This window comes from Pseudomonas mediterranea CFBP 5447, from assembly GCF_000774145.1.
GTDB lineage: Bacteria > Pseudomonadota > Gammaproteobacteria > Pseudomonadales > Pseudomonadaceae > Aquipseudomonas > Aquipseudomonas mediterranea.
The window spans coordinates 209,541-226,211 of record NZ_KN322982.1 but is presented as its reverse complement, the minus strand read 5'-3'; the positions used below and the strand labels follow the sequence as shown (position 1 = coordinate 226,211).

Annotated in this window: 13 protein-coding genes; 9 read left to right on the top strand and 4 right to left on the bottom strand. The window is 62.1% G+C overall.

What is annotated here, in order from left to right; genetic code table 11:
- Positions 1-117 precede the first annotated feature (117 nt).
- Both N005_RS05250 and N005_RS05245 read right to left on the bottom strand, forming a co-directional pair.
- On the bottom strand, positions 118-429 hold the full coding sequence (locus N005_RS05250; protein WP_024777932.1) for a DUF6916 family protein: 312 nt from the start codon (positions 427-429) through the stop codon (positions 118-120).
- Between the two features lie 46 nt (positions 430-475).
- Entirely contained in the window at positions 476-1,063 is a 588-nt protein-coding gene (locus N005_RS05245; protein ID WP_047700036.1) for a phage tail protein, read from the bottom strand.
- Positions 1,064-1,348: 285 nt separating this feature from the next.
- Here N005_RS05245 and N005_RS05240 point away from each other — a divergent pair, with 285 nt between their 5' ends.
- The 5 genes from N005_RS05240 to N005_RS05220 are packed head-to-tail and all read left to right on the top strand — an operon-like array spanning position 1,349 to position 11,846.
- Positions 1,349-2,185 (top strand): sulfotransferase family protein, encoded by an 837-nt coding sequence (locus tag N005_RS05240; protein ID WP_047700034.1) that lies wholly within the window; start codon positions 1,349-1,351, stop codon positions 2,183-2,185.
- Between the two features lie 52 nt (positions 2,186-2,237).
- The gene (locus N005_RS05235) at positions 2,238-8,561 is read left to right on the top strand and encodes an Ig-like domain-containing protein (protein WP_047700171.1); all 6,324 of its coding nucleotides are present in this window, start codon (positions 2,238-2,240) and stop codon (positions 8,559-8,561) included.
- A 46-nt stretch (positions 8,562-8,607) separates the two neighbouring features.
- Positions 8,608-10,119: a TolC family protein gene (locus N005_RS05230; RefSeq protein WP_047700033.1), complete on the top strand. Its 1,512-nt coding sequence runs from the start codon at positions 8,608-8,610 to the stop codon at positions 10,117-10,119.
- A 12-nt stretch (positions 10,120-10,131) separates the two neighbouring features.
- Positions 10,132-10,917 (top strand): aspartyl/asparaginyl beta-hydroxylase domain-containing protein, encoded by a 786-nt coding sequence (locus tag N005_RS05225; RefSeq protein ID WP_047700031.1) that lies wholly within the window; start codon positions 10,132-10,134, stop codon positions 10,915-10,917.
- Positions 10,905-11,846 (top strand): sulfotransferase family protein, encoded by a 942-nt coding sequence (locus N005_RS05220; protein ID WP_047700029.1) that lies wholly within the window; start codon positions 10,905-10,907, stop codon positions 11,844-11,846. The genes N005_RS05225 and N005_RS05220 overlap by 13 nt, the downstream gene beginning before the upstream one ends.
- 145 nt (positions 11,847-11,991) lie before the next feature.
- Here the strand turns inward: N005_RS05220 and N005_RS05215 are convergent, their stop codons facing one another.
- Together N005_RS05215 and N005_RS05210 are read right to left on the bottom strand one after the other, a co-directional pair.
- Entirely contained in the window at positions 11,992-12,753 is a 762-nt protein-coding gene (locus tag N005_RS05215; protein ID WP_047700027.1) for a slipin family protein, read from the bottom strand.
- Position 12,754: 1 nt separating this feature from the next.
- Positions 12,755-13,279 carry an NfeD family protein gene (locus N005_RS05210; protein WP_047700169.1) on the bottom strand — a complete coding sequence of 175 codons (525 nt, stop codon included), beginning with the start codon at positions 13,277-13,279 and terminating at the stop codon, positions 12,755-12,757.
- 155 nt (positions 13,280-13,434) lie between these two features.
- Here N005_RS05210 and N005_RS05205 point away from each other — a divergent pair, with 155 nt between their 5' ends.
- From N005_RS05205 to N005_RS05190, 4 genes are all read left to right on the top strand, one after another.
- Positions 13,435-13,680 (top strand): DUF2789 domain-containing protein, encoded by a 246-nt coding sequence (locus N005_RS05205; RefSeq protein ID WP_047700026.1) that lies wholly within the window; start codon positions 13,435-13,437, stop codon positions 13,678-13,680.
- A 211-nt stretch (positions 13,681-13,891) separates the two neighbouring features.
- Positions 13,892-14,473, top strand: coding sequence for an alpha/beta hydrolase (locus N005_RS05200; RefSeq protein ID WP_047700023.1), 582 nt, complete (start codon positions 13,892-13,894; stop codon positions 14,471-14,473).
- A 59-nt stretch (positions 14,474-14,532) separates the two neighbouring features.
- On the top strand, positions 14,533-15,381 hold the full coding sequence (locus tag N005_RS05195) for a sigma 54-interacting transcriptional regulator (RefSeq protein ID WP_052126359.1): 849 nt from the start codon (positions 14,533-14,535) through the stop codon (positions 15,379-15,381).
- A gap of 329 nt (positions 15,382-15,710) precedes the next feature.
- On the top strand, positions 15,711-16,664 hold the full coding sequence (locus N005_RS05190) for a hypothetical protein (protein WP_047700021.1): 954 nt from the start codon (positions 15,711-15,713) through the stop codon (positions 16,662-16,664).
- The last annotated feature ends 7 nt before the right edge of the window (positions 16,665-16,671 follow it).

Sequence of the window (16,671 nt, the reverse complement as noted above, 5' to 3'; positions counted from 1 at the left end):
AATCCTTTGTGGGAGCGAGCCTGCTCGCGAAAGCGGTGGGTCAATCGCATGCTTGTCGAATGTGCCGCCATCATCGCGAGCGGGCTCGCTCCCACAGGGTCACTCGGATGGCTGCCACTAGTTGAACGCGATATAGAAATACCCCACCGCCGGATCCCGTCCCATGGGCGGTACCCGCGACACGAACACCCCTTCGAGCCTGCCCAGTTCGGGCACTTCCAATGAGCACAAACCGTCCACGAAATCGGTGGCTTGCAAACTGTTGAATTCGACGCTGAAAGGCATGCGCTCTGTGTTGGGCATTTTCGCCCGAGGCGCTTGTTCGAGGGTTTCGATCCGTACGGGCAAACAACTGCCGTCGGGCAGGGTCAGGTGGCTGGTCTGGCCCAGCAGTGGTTGGAAATGGTGGCTATGGACGGCTTGCAACATATCGATACTCCAACGGGCCGGAGGGCCGTGGTCCTCCGGCGGATCATCAGTTTCGGGATGGGAAGTAGCCTTGCAGGGCAATGCTGAAGTTGATCGCCAGGAATGGGTTCATGATTGCCATCGGCAGTCCATTGCCGGTAGGGGCGACCGTACCGCTGACCGTCGTGGTCACACCCTGCAGCGGTACCGGTGAAGCACCTAGCTGGTCGGAATAGATATTCGCCGCACCCGGCCCGGTGCCCGAGGTGCCGATGAAGGAGTTGGTGGCCGTTGGCGTATTCACCGGGTTGCTGGCCGGGTTCGCCAGTTGCAGGGTGGTTGCGGCGCTTATACCGGTAAGGGCGTGGGTATGATTGGGCAGGTTGTTCAGCGTCGCCGTGACGTTTTCGGTGCCGGAGACGGTGCCGATCACCCGAGGGGTCAGCCCCAGGCCGTTGCCCTGGCCCATGGGCATGCGCCCCTGCAAGTTGGGGAGCAGAAAGGTGGTCTGGCCGTCCCCGCCGTAAGTCACCCCGATCAAGGCGAACAATGTCTGGTATTGGGCGAGACTGAGGGTCTGCCCGTTGCACAAGGCCCAGTCCCTGGGGGCGAAGTTGAACGCGAACGGCTGGATAGTCCCGATAAATACTTCCATGGAATCCTCATCCTTCAGGTTGTTGGTCTGTGGTATCTGGGTACAACGGGCAAAGATGCGATCACCTGGCCGGTTACGCCCGGCTGAGCGTAGACGGGGTTATTTCATTTTGCCCGTGAGCTGAAAAAGGTTGCCGCCTGGCTTAATCGATTCAGGTTTGGGGGTGAGCTGTACCGTCCATCTTTTTTTCAGGAACAGGTGCATTTGATGTCAAAGTAGTACTAGTCGAGGTTTGTTTCCTCGTCTACTCTTCGGACACAAATGGACTACAAACGGTGAAAGGGATTGTCAAAGTTTCACTTTATCTCCGGTCTACCGCGCTCAGGCTCGACCCTGCTTTCTGCGATTCTGTTGCAGAACCCACGCTTTCATGCCGGCATGACCAGCCCCGTCGGTACGCTGTTCAGCAGCGTATTGCAGCAGTGCAGTGCCGGTAGCGAATTCGGTTCGGTGATCGACACCGACCTGCGCCGTCGCCTGCTGCGTGGGTTGTTCGACTCGTACTATGCCGATAAGGCCGACAAGCCCGTTATCTTCGATACCAACCGCCAGTGGTGCGCTCGTTTACCGGCGCTGCAGGATCTGTTTCCCCAAGCCAAGACCATCGCCTGCGTGCGCAACGTCGCCTGGGTGCTCGACAGCCTGGAGCGGCTCTACCGCGCCAACCCGTTCGAGAACACCAAGCTGTTCAATGACGATGACGAGCGCAACACCGTCTACAGCCGCTGCGAAACCCTGGCCCAGCGCAACCGCCTGGTGGGCTATGCCTGGACGGCGCTCAAGGAAGCCTATTACGGCGAAAACGCCGAGTCTTTGCTGATTGTCGACTACGACTTGTTGAGCCAGGCACCCGAGCGGGTGATGCGGCTGATCTATGAATTCATCGATGAGCCCTGGTTCGAACACGATTTCAATCACTTGACCTACGACGCACCGGCCTTCGACCTGGCCCTGGGCGTTGCCGGCCTGCACAAGGTCAAGCCCAGGGTGGCGCCGCAAGCGCGACGGACCCTGCTGCCGCCGGATCTGTTCGAGAAGTACGCCGAGTTGTCGTTCTGGCGCGATGGCTCTGCCAGCGCCGCTAATGTCATTCGTATGAAAACCGACGCCGCGCTCAGCTGAGCGCGGTTTATTTCATTTACACGTTCAAGCAGTTCGAGTCCGGGTGAACATCATGTGGTGGAGCAAAGGTAAATCGCGGGTAACCGAGGGCGCACAGGCCCTTGCATCGCCAATGATCATGTCCCTGGAACCGCGGATGCTGTTCGACGGCGCCGTCGCAGCGACCGTGGCCGACGCCGCGCAGCCGGACGCCCATCCCACCGCCGACGCGGCCAAGACGCCCACGGCCGATCAGGCTACCGATACTCACGCGGCCCAGGGCCAGGCCGATGCCACCGAGGCCGCCGTGCCGGGCAAGTCGGTGGTATTCGTCGATTCCCGGGTCAAGGATGCCGCCAGCCTGCTCGAAGGCGTGGCGCCCGGCACCCAGGTCGTGCAACTGGACGCCACCAAGGACGGCTTGCAGCAGATCGCCGATTACCTGGACACCCACCAGGACGTCAGCTCGGTGCAGATCATCGCCCACGGCAACGCCGGTGATCTGTGGTTGGGCAATGCCTATCTGTCGGCGGACAACGTCCAGGCCCGCGCCGAGGTGCTGGCCCAGATCGGCCAGGACATGAACGCCGGTGGCGATATCCTGATCTATGGCTGCTACACCGCCCAAGGCGAGCGTGGCCTGGAGCTGGTCGATTCGCTGGCGCAGTTGACCGGCCGCGATGTGGCCGCATCCAACGACCGTACCGGTCTGGGCGGCGACTGGGACCTGGAAATTGCCACCGGCAACATCGAAAGCGCCAACGTACTGTCCGCCAGCGCGATGAGCGATTATCAATGGGGTCTTGCCACCTGGACCGCCACCAACAACGCCAACACCGGTGTCGGCTCGCTGCGTGCGGCCCTGGCCTCTGCGCAGAACGGTGACATCGTGACCTTCAGCAGCGGCATGACCGTGGCGCTGACCCAGGTGCTGGTGGTCAACAGGAACGTGACCATCGACGGCGACCTCAATAACGACAACGTCGCCGATGTCACCCTCGATGGGCAGTTCCGTACCCAGGTTCTCAACGTGACATCCGGTACGACGGCGACCCTCGATGGCCTGGTGATTACCCGTGGCATGGTGGCGGGTGACGGTGGCAATGGTGGCGTCGATGCTGCGGTTGCCAAGGCCGGTGGTATCTACAACGCCGGGACCCTGACCCTGAAGAACGTCACGATCACCGCGAACGCCGCTTCGGGCGGTGGTGGCGGTGGTGGCGTGACGCCGCAATATGCCGGTGGCGGCGGCGGTGGTGGCGGTGCGGTTGGCAGCGGTACCGGTGGTCGGGGCGGCGACACGATCAATGCCACGGGCTCCGTCGGCTCGACCGGACAGGGCGGTGCCGGCGGTGGTTTCTTCAACATGGGCGGACGGGGCGGTAACTCCAGCGGTGGCGCCGGCGGTGCTGCTTACCCGGGCTACAGCACCGGCTCGGCCGGCGGCACGGCGGCCAGCGCGGGATTGTCCATCGGCGGTGGGGGCGGCGGTGATGGTTACAACGCGGTCGGCGGCGCCGGTGGCGGCGCGGTCGGCGGTATCTACAACGACACCGGCGCGACCCTGCGCATCATTGGCAACTCGGTGATTTCCAACAACATCGGCGCCGGCGGTGGCGGTGGCGGTGGTGGCGCCGGAGGTGGCTACACCCACACTGGCGGTGCGGGCGGCGTCGGCGTTGGCGCCATCTGGAACAAGGGCGCGATCCTGATCACCGCCGCCAACTTCGCGGCCTTGTCAGGCAATGTCGGCGGCAGCGGTGCCGGGGGTGGCAGTGCGGGCACCGCAGGGACTTCGCCCGCTTCCGTGGCCAATGTCTACGGTGACGGCGGGACCATCAATACCAACTATGTGCCGGACTTGACCCCGCCTACCGCGACGGTCGTGGTGGCCAATACCAGCCTGAACTCCGGCGGTACGTCCCTGGTGACCATCACCTTCTCCGAAGCCGTGACTGGTCTTACCTCATCCGACCTGACGGTGCAGAACGGCACCGTGGGTGCCTTCAGCAGCGCTGATGGTGGTATCACCTGGACCGGCACGCTGACGGCGGCCAGCAACATCGCCGATACCACCAACGTCATCACCCTGGACAACACCGGCGTTGTCGACCTGGCGGGCAACGCGGGTGTGGGTACCACCAGTTCGAACAACTACGTGGTCAACGACACCGTGGCGCCGACGGCGACCATTGTGGTGGCCGATACCGCACTCAAAAGCGGTGAAACCTCGGCCGTCACCATCACCTTCTCCGAAGCGGTGACCGGCTTCACCACCGCCGACCTGACGGTGGCCAACGGTACCCTCACCGGGTTGAGCAGCGCCGATGGCGGCATCACCTGGACCGCGACCCTGACCCCGGATGCCGATGTGACCGACACCACCAACCTGGTGGTTCTGGACAAGACTGGCGTCGCGGACCTGTCCGGCAACGCCGGCGTGGGCACCACCAACTCGAACAACTACGCCATCGATACCCTGCGCCCGACCGCTACCATCGTGGTGGCCGACACTGCGCTGAGCGTTGGTGAAACGTCGCTGGTGACCATCACCTTCAACGAGGCGGTGACCGGCTTCACCACTGCCGACCTGACGGTCGCCAACGGTACCGTCACCGGACTGAGCAGCAGCGACGGTGGCATCACCTGGACCGGGACACTCACCCCCACCGCCAGCATCAGTGACACCACGAACCTGATTACGCTGGCCAACAGTGGTATCGCCGATCTGTCCGGCAATGCCGGCACGGGCACCACCGACTCGAACAACTATGCCATCGACACGTTGCGCCCGACCGCGACGATCGTAGTGGCCGACACCGCGCTGAGCGCCGGTGAAACCTCGTTGGTGACCATCACCTTCAGCGAGGCCGTCAGCGGGTTCACCCTGGCCGACCTGACGGTCGCCAACGGCTCCTTGAGCGGCCTGAGCAGTGCGGATGGCGGTATCACCTGGACCGCGACGCTTACCCCAAGCGCGAGTGTCACCGACGCCACCAACCTGATCGTCCTGGCCAATACCGGGGTGAGCGATGCGGCGGGCAACGCCGGCACCGGCACCACCAACTCCAACAACTACGCCATCGACACGCAGCGCCCCACCGCCAGCATCGTCGTTGCCGACCCCACGTTGAGTATCGGCGAAACCTCGTTGGTGACCATCACCTTCAGCGAAGCGGTCACCGGTTTCACCAGCGCCGACCTGACGGTCGCCAACGGCAGCGTCACCGGGCTGAGCAGCGGCGACGGCGGCATTACCTGGACCGGGACATTCACCCCGAATGCCAGCATCAGTGATGCCAGCAACGTCATCACCCTGGACAATACCGGGGTGAGCGATGCGGCGGGCAACGCCGGCAGCGGTACCACCAATTCCAACAACTATGCCATCGACAACGTGCGCCCCACCGCCACCGTGGTGATTGCCGACACGGCGCTTGCCGCCGGCGAAACCTCCCTGGTGACCATCACCTTCAGCGAGGCGGTGACCGGTTTCACCCTGGCCGACCTGACTGCCGCCAACGGTATCCTGAGCGGGCTGAGCACCAGCGACAACATCACCTACACCGCCACCTTTACCCCGAGTGTCGGCATCAGTGACACCAGTAACCTGATCACCCTCGATAATACCGGCGTCGTGGACGGTGCAGGCAATGCCGGTACCGGCACCACCGATTCCAACAACTACATTGTCGATACGCAACGCCCGACCGCCACCATTGTCGTGGCCGATAACACGCTGAGCGTCGGCGAAACCTCGCTGGTGACCATCACCTTCAGCGAGGCCGTGACCGGCTTCGACAACTCGGACCTGAGCGTGGCTAACGGTACGCTGAGCGCAGTGAGCAGCAGCGATGGCGGGATCACCTGGACCGCCACCCTCACGCCGACCCTCGGGATCGTCGACGCCACGAACGTCATCACGCTGACCAACACCGGTTTCAGTGATGCAGCGGGCAACACCGGTACCGGCACGACCAACTCGAACAACTACCAGGTCGACACCAACGTGCCGACAGCCACCATCGTGGTCGCCGACTCGTCGCTGAGCATCGGTGAAACCTCCCTGGTGACCATTACCTTCAACGAAGCGGTGAACGGATTCGACAACAGTGACCTGACCGTCAGCAACGGCACCCTGACCAACGTCAGCAGCAGCGATGGCGGCGTGACCTGGACGGCCACCTTTACTCCGAGTGTCGGCGTTTCCGATACCAGCAACCTCATCACCCTGGACAACACCGGTGTGCGCAACGGGGCGAGCAATGCCGGGGTCGGCACCACCGACTCCAACAACTATGCCGTCGATACCGTACGCCCCACCGCCACCATCGTTGTCGCCGACACCGCTATTGGCGCTGGCGAGACCTCGCTGGTGACCATCACCTTCAGCGAGGCGGTGACTGCTTTCACCGCTGCCGACCTGACAGTCGCCAACGGTACGGTCACCGGGTTGAGCAGCAGTGACGGCGGTATCACCTGGACCGCGACGTTCACGCCGAGTGCCGGTATCAACGACACCAGCAACGTTATCACCCTCGCCAACGGCGGTATCGCCGACCTGGCGGGCAACATCGGCACCGGGACCACCGACTCCAACAACTATGCCATCGACACCCAGCGTCCGACCGCCACCATCGTGCTGAGCGACTCGACGCTGCGGCCGGGCGAAACCGCGCTGGTGACCATTACCTTCTCCGAGGCCGTGACCGGTTTCAGCAACGCTGACCTGAGCGTTGCCAATGGCAGCCTCAGCGCGGTCAGCAGCAGCGATGGCGGGATCACCTGGACCGCCACGTTCACGCCGACCGTGGGCGTGAGCGATGCCAGCAACCTCATCGTCCTGGACAACACCGGCGTGAGCGACTCAGCCGGCAATGCCGGGACAGGGACCAGCAACTCGGCCAACTATGCGGTCGAGACACAGGTGCCGACCGCCACCGTCGTGGTCGCGGACAGCTCACTCACGGTGGGCGAAACCTCGCTGGTGACCATTACCTTCTCGGAAGCGGTCAGCGGCTTCGATAATTCGGACCTGAGCGTGAACAACGGCACGTTGAGCAATGTGTCGTCTTCCGACGGTGGCGTGACCTGGACGGCGACGTTCACCCCGAGCGCCGGCATTTCCGATACCAGCAACCTGATCAGCCTGGACACCAGCGGCGTGGTCAACGTTTCCGGCAACAGCGGTATCGGCGTGGTGAACTCCAACAACTACGCTGTGGACACGGTGCGTCCGGGCGCCACCATCGTGGTCGGCGATACCAGCCTGGGTATTGGCCAGACCACCACCGTGACTATCAGCTTCACCGAGGCGGTGACCGGTTTCGACCTGTCGGACCTCAGTGTCGCCAATGGGGTGCTGTCCAACCTCGCCAGCAGTGACGGCGGCCTGACCTGGACGGCGACCCTGACACCTACGGCGGGTATCAACGATGCCACCAACCTGATCCTGCTCGACGCCAGCACCGTGCAGGACATTGCCGGCAACGCCGGTGCGGGTATCGCCATCTCCAGCAACTACGCGCTCGACGCCACCCGACCGACCGCGACCATCGTTGTCGCCGATCCGAGCCTGAGTGTGGGCGAAACCACCACCGTGACCATCACCTTCAGCGAAGCCGTGGCCGGTTTCGACCTGTCGGACCTGAGCGTCACCAATGGCGAACTGACCAACCTGACCAGCAGCGATGGTGGCAAGACCTGGACGGCGACGTTCACCCCCGCGGCGAATCTCACCGACCCGAGCAATTTCATTGCCCTGGACACCAGCAATGTCAGCGACGCGGCAGGCAATGCCGGGGCCAGCGTGGCGGTGTCCAACAATTACGCCATCGACACGGTGGTGCCCAACGATGTGAAGCCACCACCGGAGTTCCTGACCACGGATCCGGTAGCACCGGCCATTCCGCCGATCGAGGTGCCGTTGCAGCCGGTCGTCTTCACGCCGCCGACGGGCGATCTGGGCTCGCCGGTGGGCTTCCCACCGCTGTTCGAGCAACGGGATGTGGGCGGCGGCCTGCGGCCGATAGGCGATATCTTCATCAACCGTGGCGCGCTGGCGCCCAGCTACATCGCCCAGGTATTCAGCACTGATGCCGCCGGCGATGGCTCGGGTCAAGGGTTCCTCGGTTTTGGCGGCGGCGACGGCGGCGTGTTCGGCAGCAGTACCCTCTCGACCCTGTTCAACCATGATTCCGGCAGCGAAGGTGAGTCGATGGATGCCTTTGGCAATTCGTCGATGCAGGGGGGCGATGTTTCCCAAGGTATACGCGGAATGTTCGGCGCACCGACCTTGGGCCAGCAACTGCAACACCTCAAGGACACGGAGCAGCGCCAGGTCGACAGCCTGGCAATGGCTCTGCAACAGGTCGGGGTCAGCCAGATACAGGCTTGAAATACTCAATAAGAAAATTTTGCGGCAACCAGGGGCGTTCCAGGGAATGAATAGAAGTCAGAAGTTATTCGGTATGAGTCTGCTGGCCGTGGTGGTCAGCGGGTGTGCAGTCACCAGTGAACCGATCGATCGTAGCGTCAGCGAACAGCGCGCCCAAACCGATCTGCAGAACATGTACAAGGGCCAGGAGCCCCTCAGCGGCCCGCTGACCCTGCACCAGGCCATGGCCCGGGCGGTGAAGTACAACCTGGAAGGGCGCCTGAAGATCATGGAGGAGGCCCTGGCCAAGCGGCAGCTGGACCTGGCCAGTTTCGACATGCTGCCACGCATGGCGCTGGACGCCGGCTACGTGGGCCGCAACAACGTCAACGCCTCCAGCAGCCAGAGCGTGGAGACCGGCACCCAATCCCTGGAGCCGTCGACCTCCCAGGACCGTGACCGTGAAGTGGCCGACCTCACCATGGTCTGGAACGTGCTCGACTTCGGCGTGAGCTACATCAGCGCCAAGCAAGCCGGTGACCAGCGATTAATCGTCCAGGAACGCCGGCGCAAGGTGATCAACACCATCGTCCAGGATGTGCGTTCGGCCTATTGGCGAGCCATGGCCGCCGAACGCCTGCTCAAGCAGATCGACAGCCTGATGGCCCGGGTCGAGGCGGCGCGCAACAACAGCCAGAGCATGAGCGAGCAGCGCATCGGTGACCCGGTGCAGGCCCTGGGTTACCAGCGCTCGCTGATCCAGGCCACCCGCCAGCTCGAAGAGCAGCGGCGCGCGTTGTCCCTGGCCAAGACCGAACTGGCCACCCTGATCAACCTGCCCCTGGGCACGGAGTTGACCCTCGCGACCCCGGATGAGTACGAGATCCCCGAACTCAAGGTCGACATGGCGCGTCTCGAACACGAAGCCCTGACCAGCCGTCCGGAACTGCGCGAGCAGGATTACCAGACACGCATCTCGGCCGCCGAAACCCGCAAGGCCATGCTGCGGCTGTTGCCGGGCCTGGAGTTTTCCGCCGGCGGGCACTACGACAGCAACTCGTTCCTGGTGGAACAGGGCTGGGCCGACTATGGCGTGAAAGTCACCTGGAACCTGTTCAACGTGATCTCCGCCCCGGCGGCCATCGACGTGGCCAAGGCCGGCGAAGAAGTGGCGGCGGCACGGCGCCAGGCAATGTCGATTGCCGTGCTGGCGCAGTTGTACGTGGCCAACGCCAACTACCGCGATGCGCTGCGTCAGTTCAAGACCAACCAGCAACTATCGGATATCGACGGGCAAATCGTCGGCCAGTTGCGCAACCGTCATCAGGCCGCCGGCATCGGTGAGCTGGACCTGATCCAGGGCGAGCTCAATACCTTGCAGGCCGACCTGCGGCGGGATCTGTCCTACGCCGACCTGCGCAATGCCTATGGGCAAATCTTCGCCAGCGCCGGTCTCGACCCGATGCCCGACGAAGTGCAGTCGACCCAGGTGCAGTCGATTGCCACGGCATTGGCCAATCGCGAAGCGGCTTGGGCCCAGGGCGACATCACGGTGCCGAAAGCGGCGGTGAAGCCATAACCGGGCGCAAGCATGACGCGTCCGGCGTTTTCCCGGCTGCCGGTGACGGTAGACCTGCCCCTTTTGCTGCAAGCGCTGGCGACCATTGAGGACGAGCGCTGGCAGGGGCATTTCAACAGCGGCTATTACCACGGCGACTGGAGCGGCGTGGCACTGATTTCGCCGGCGGATGCCTTGACCGAGTTGTCGCCGGGGCGCGGCCAGCCGGTGTGCCGCGAGCCATGGTCCAGGGATGAGCGCTGGCAGATGGCGCTGCGCGATTGGCCCCTGGAGATCGTCTCGGCCCGGTTGTTGCGACTGGGTCCCGGCGGTCGTATTCACGAGCATCGCGATTATGACCTGGGCGGGCCTGACGCCGACCTGCGCCTGCATGTGCCGCTGCTCAGCGCGCCGGGCGTGGACTTTTGGCTGGACGGGCAGATCATGCCGATGGCGGCGGGCGAGTGCTGGTTCCTCGACCTGGCGCGCCCCCATCGGGTGACCAATCGCAGCGACCGGTCGCGGGTGCACCTGGTGCTCGATTGCCGACCCGGACCCTGGCTGGAGCAGCAGATTGCCGATGGGCTGCCCACCACGCCCGCACCGGGTAACGGGCAAAGCGACCTGGTCCGGTTCCAGCACTGCGTGGAAACCGATCCGCACCTCGCCCAGGTCTTGCGAGGCGTGCATGACCTGGAGGCTTTCATTGAGTGCGCCCTTGCGCTGAGTGCCGGCCAAGGCTTGCACCTCACCCGCGAAGAACTGCGGACGGCCATGCGCAACGGCCGCCGGCAATGGAGCGAGCAATGGAGGGCCTGAACCTGCAAGGCTGGCTGCCGATCCGCGTGTGGCAGGAAGCGGGGCAGTGGTGGGTCGATTGGTGCTGGTTCGGCGAAAAGCCCTTATCGCAACCCTTCTTCGGTGATGCTGTGGAAGCCGCCCTGCGGCTGCCCTTCAACCAGGCGTTCCGGCGCCAGACGCCCTTGGACGCGCTTGCCCAGTGGCAGCACCAGAGCCCTGGACTTGCGCCCAGTGCGTTCATCTTCCATGCCTCGCGCTGTGGCTCGACACTGATCAGCCAGATGCTGGCGCAACTGGACGACCATATCGTCGTCTCCGAACCGCCGCCGCTGGATCGATTACTGCGTAGCGACCTGCCCAGCGCCGAACGCCGCGCGGCGCTCAAGGGGTTGCTGTCGGCCTACGGGCAGCCTCGTCGAGGCGTGGAGCGGCGATTGGTGATCAAGCTCGATGCCTGGAACATCGGTGAGTTTTCGCGCCTGCGTGAATGTTTTCCCGACACGCCCTGGCTGTTCGTGTACCGCGATCCCCTGGAAATCGCTGTGTCTCATCTGCGCCGACCCGGCATGCACATGGTGCCGGGGATGATCGGGGCGAGTGTGCTGGACGATGGATTGCCTTTCAGCGGCCCGGAAGACTTCATTGCCCGCAGGGTCGGGCGATTGTTGCAGGCCGGGCTGGAGCAGTGCCAGGCCTGCGCCGCCGAGGCGGTTGACTATCGCGAGCTACCCGACGCGATGGCAGGCAAGCTGGCGATCTTTTTCCAGCTTGATGAGGTGCAGCGCAGGCGGGCGTTCGCCAGCGTGAAGCGGCACGCCAAGCAGCCAGCGCAGGGTTTTACCGGTGACAGCGAGGAGAAGCGCCGAGAGGCGTCGCCCTTGTTGCGCGAACGGGTGCAGGCGTGGGCGCAAGGGCCGTATGAGGCATTGCAGTCCCTGGCGAGGTAAACGCTTCTGCGGCGAGGAAGCTTGCTCCCGCCGGGCCGGTCCGACGCCTCGGGCGAGGCGGCCTCAGGATCTTTGCGGTTGCTGCGCAACCGAGCGGGAGCAAGCTCCCTCGCCACAGGGGGCTGTTTAGGCGTAACCGCGATGTTCAGGATTTGTTGGGCGACAGCTCCGCCATCCCTTTCAGCAATTCGATCGGCAGGGGAAAGACGATGGTGGAACTCTTGTCTCCGGCAATCGATCCCAGCGTCTGCATGTAGCGCAATTGCATGGCGCCTGGCTGACGCCCGAGCATCTCGGCGGCCTGCATGAGCTTTTCCGACGCCTGCAGTTCGCCTTCGGCGTGGATCACCTTGGCCCGTCGCTCCCGTTCGGCCTCGGCTTGCCGGGCGATGGCACGGATCATCGATTCGTTGAGGTCCACATGCTTGATCTCGACATTCGCCACCTTGATGCCCCAGGCGTCGGTCTGGGCGTCCAGCACCTGCTGGATATCGCCATTCAATTGCTCGCGCTCGGCCAGCAGTTGGTCCAGGTCGTGTTTGCCGAGCACGGCGCGCAAGGTGGTCTGGGCCAATTGGCTGGTCGCCATGAGGAAGTTCTCGACCTGGATGATTGCCTTCTGCGGGTCGAGGACGCGGAAATACAGCACCGCATTGACCTTTACCGAAACGTTGTCCCGGGTGATCACGTCCTGGGGCGGTACGTCGAGCACGATGGTGCGCAGGTCGACGCGGATCATTTGCTGCACCACTGGAATCAACAGGATCAACCCGGGCCCCTTGACCTGCCAGAACCGGCCCAGCTGGAACACCACCGCACGCTCGTATTCGCGCAGGATCCGGAAGGTCGAGGCTGCCAGCGCGATCAGCAGTAACAGCAGCATTACAAAACCGATTTGCATACCCATCTCATGCTCCTTGTGAATCAGCGGGGGCCACTTCCAGCAGCAGGCCCTTGCGGGCGATGACACGCACCGCTTGTCCAGGCCGTAGCGACGTCGCGCATGCCACTTGCCAGCGTTCGCCTTCCAGCTGCACCCAGCCATGGTGATGATTGCCGGCCTGCAGGCCGGTGATCACGGCGACGCTTCCCAATAACGCGGCATCGCCGCTGACGGGTTGGCGCGGCCGGGTTTTCAATGCGCGGACCAACAGGAAGATCAGCAGCAAGGCACTGACCAGGCCCAGCCCGATCATCAAGGGAACGGGTATCTCGGCATTGCTCAGAATAATCGCGCCGATGACACACAAAATGATGCCGCCGAGCCCGGCTACGCCATAGTTGGGCAAGGCCGCCTCGGCGATCAGCAATGCCACGCCCAAGGCAATCAGCCAGAAACCCAGGGAGTTGGCGACCATCAGCGCAGTGCCGTCGGCTGCCAGCACCGACCCGCTCATGGCCAGCAGCGCAAGCATCAAGCAGCGAATATTCACCGGACCCTCCGCGACGCCCATGCATGATGTTTATCCACAGTCGTTATCCACAGTCTAGTCGAACCCTGGGTTGGTCGGATTTTGACCAGTCCGGCGATGCTCCAGAGGCTAGACTGCTGGGAGAGCAACCGCATCCAGTCATGTCAGGAGTTCCCATGGAAACCCCAACCCACAGCCTTCCCGCCCTGTTCAAGCAACTCGGGCTGCCCGACGATGCCGTCAGCATCGATCAGTTCATTGCCAGCCATTCACCCCTCAAACCCGAACTGCACCTGGCTGACGCGTTTTTCTGGAACGAGGGTCAGCGGCAACTGTTGCGCGACGAAATCCTCGAGGATGCCGATTGGGCGATGGTGGTGGATCGGTTGAATGAGTTGTTGAGAAAGGGCCGCAGTGACTGATGCAGGGGGCAGACCCTGTGGGAGCCAGCCTGCTGGCGATAGCGATCTCACATTCACTGCAGTGGCGGGCGGGTGTATCGCTATCGCGAGCAGGCTCGCTCCCACAGGGCTTTATATTCAGTTTGATTATTAATAAATAGCTTCTTATTACTTAAGGAATATAACTCTCCTCCCTATACTCGTCCCTGAACAGACACGCAGGAGAGCACCCATGCGCAACGAATCGACTCGCTACCTGATTGTGCCGGGCTGGCAAGGATCGCCGGAAAATCATTGGCAGACCTATTGGCAGAACAGTCTGCCCAACAGTACCCGGGTCGAGCAGGACGACTGGCTGACGCCCCGCCGCGAAGACTGGGTGGCCGCGCTGGCCGAAGCCATTGCCGCCGATAGCAGGCCGGTGATCCTCATTGCCCACAGCCTGGGCTGCATCACGGTTGCCCATTGGGCTGCCACCGCCCCGCGGCAACTGCTACGACAGGTTCGCGGAGCGCTGCTGGTCGCACCGGCGGATGTCGAACGGCCGGCCTGCGCGCCTGCGCTGCGCAATTTCGCACCAATCCCCACCGAGCTGTTGCCCTTTCCCAGCCAGGTGGTCAGTTCCGACAACGACGCCGCGGTCAGTGCTCCGCGTGCGCTGGAATTGGCGCGTAGCTGGGGAGCTGAAGCCGGGATCCTGGCCGGGGCGGGGCACATCAACGTGCAGTCCGGCCATCAGCGTTGGGAGCAGGGTTTCGCGTACCTCTATCGTCTGCAGAGCCGCATGGAGCATCACGCGCTCCGTCAAGCCTGAACCGCCTTTGGATGTAGATGCCCTTCCGTCTTTCCGGCGATGCAGGGCGGGAGTCTGCCATGAGTTTGCATGAACGTTCCGGTCAGTCGTTACTGACCTTTCCCGATGCGGAAAAAAGCCCCCTGAGCATTCGCGCCAAGGCGCTGGTGTTTGTCGATCCACGTTCGCGGCAGTTGCGTCAGGAACTGGAAGCATTGGCGCCACGTTCGGTCTCGGTGTTGATTCGCGGTGAAACCGGCACCGGCAAGGAACTGCTGGCCCGCCATATCCATCGTGAGAGCAATCGCGGTGGGTTGTTCGTGTCGGTCAATTGCGGTGCCATTAGCCCGACCTATGCCGACGCTGAATTGTTCGGTTATGCCGCCGGCAACCATAGCGGATCAGCCAGCAGCCGGGCCGGGTGGTTCGGCTCGGCCAATGGCGGCACGCTGTACCTGGATGAAATCGGCGATCTGCCGCTGCCGATCCAGGTCAAATTGCTGGCCGCCCTGGAAAATCACGAAGTCACCCGCGTCGGCGCCCATCAACCCAGCCCCGTGGACGTGCGACTGGTGGCGGCCACCAGCATCGACCTGGCGAAGGCCGTGGCTGTCGGGAAATTTCATGACCGGCTTTATCGCTACCTGGGTGAGGGCCGGCTCGAGTTACCGCCCTTGCGCGAAAGGGTGGGCGATATCCTGTCCCTGGCCGAATACTTCCTGGGTATCTACAGTCAACGCCTCGGCTTGGCCGTGCCGCTGATCAGCGAAGCGGCGCAGCGCGCACTGGAACGGCACAGGTGGCCTGGCAATACCCGAGAGTTGGAAAACGTCATTCATTTTGCGTTGCTGGTCAGCGCTGGGGATTACATCTTGCCGGAACATCTCAATTTGCCGAACTTAACAGAACCCTCGGTAGCGATTAAGTAGTGCCCTCAAGCTTTATCGGTCTGGCGGGTTTTCAGTAACTTTGGCGGTTAATCAGTCGCTCGCCGGCCTTGAATTGTATATAAAATTTTCCAGATATTTAACCCTGACAGCTTTTGAGTTGCCAGGGTTTTTATTATGTGGGAGTTAAGGGGGTCGTGCGGAAAACATTTTTGTTTGTGCGAATTTTTAATTTGCCGTACAAATAATTTGTGTGGCTTTAGTGCTTGATGGCTGGTGTTCTTAAGTTGTTAATTGAATGGCGAAAGCGAAGTGGTCTACCCAATAAAGGTAAGACCATGATTCATTAACTGGAACACCGGAAATTCAAAATGGAATACAAGAATAATCCACCTGTCGCAGCGCATCAGTCGGAATGGAATGACTTGAAGGCGTTCGGGATTTTTTCCGTCACAGGGGGTAACCAGTTGTTCAGCAATGGTCATCAACAATTAATGGTAAGGGTGTTTGTTCAAGTTCAGAGTTGGTTCGGAAGTGCGCTTCCCCTGACCCAGGCTGAACTCGATTCCATCGTCTTGATCGACGGGCATACGGGGGCTGAGTTAACCAGGGATTGGAATCGCGGTGATATCGGTGTATGGAAATATAGCGATCGACAGGATAGCCGTTTCCGCCAGCTCCCGCCCAATATGCCAGTCCGGGGTTCGGTACCGTCAGGAGAATATATCTACACACAGGACTTTTACGTCACGTCCAGCTCTGACAAATCAGTCGAGTTGCAACTACGCATTACACGAGCAGACGGCGTAATGTTTCGCTCCAACAAACAGCACGATTTTGGCGTACTTACGCTGGTTTCAATTCCGCCGGCGGTCTATCGATCGGAGCAGTACTCGCTCACTCGCACTTCGGCTCCCTACTTCAGTTCAAAAAGTGACATTGAAAAGGTCGAGCTTTTCATGCTGGACCTGGTCATTGATCAGCAACGAATTGAATTCTTAAAGGATTCCCATATGAACGCTCATTTGAGGATAGGAAGTTCGGATAAGCGTTATTCGGGTTACTACCTGATTGGGTACGCGAACGGTCAACCTATACGAGCAGCGGGACCAGTGAGCTGGGAGCGTCCAGATGCACTGGGAAGGCATCGGAGTGAAAACGGGCGGGTTGCACTGGTTCTGGCTTACGGAAAGCTCGGCCAGGTCTGGGTGAGAGACCCTGTAACGGGTACTGCACTGGAACTGCGCGACATGTATGGAAATCGTCATGAGCTGCGTGTGGAGCTGGCTGATAACCCTCTGGCGGTCCGCGTGATCCGAATATAAGAACAAT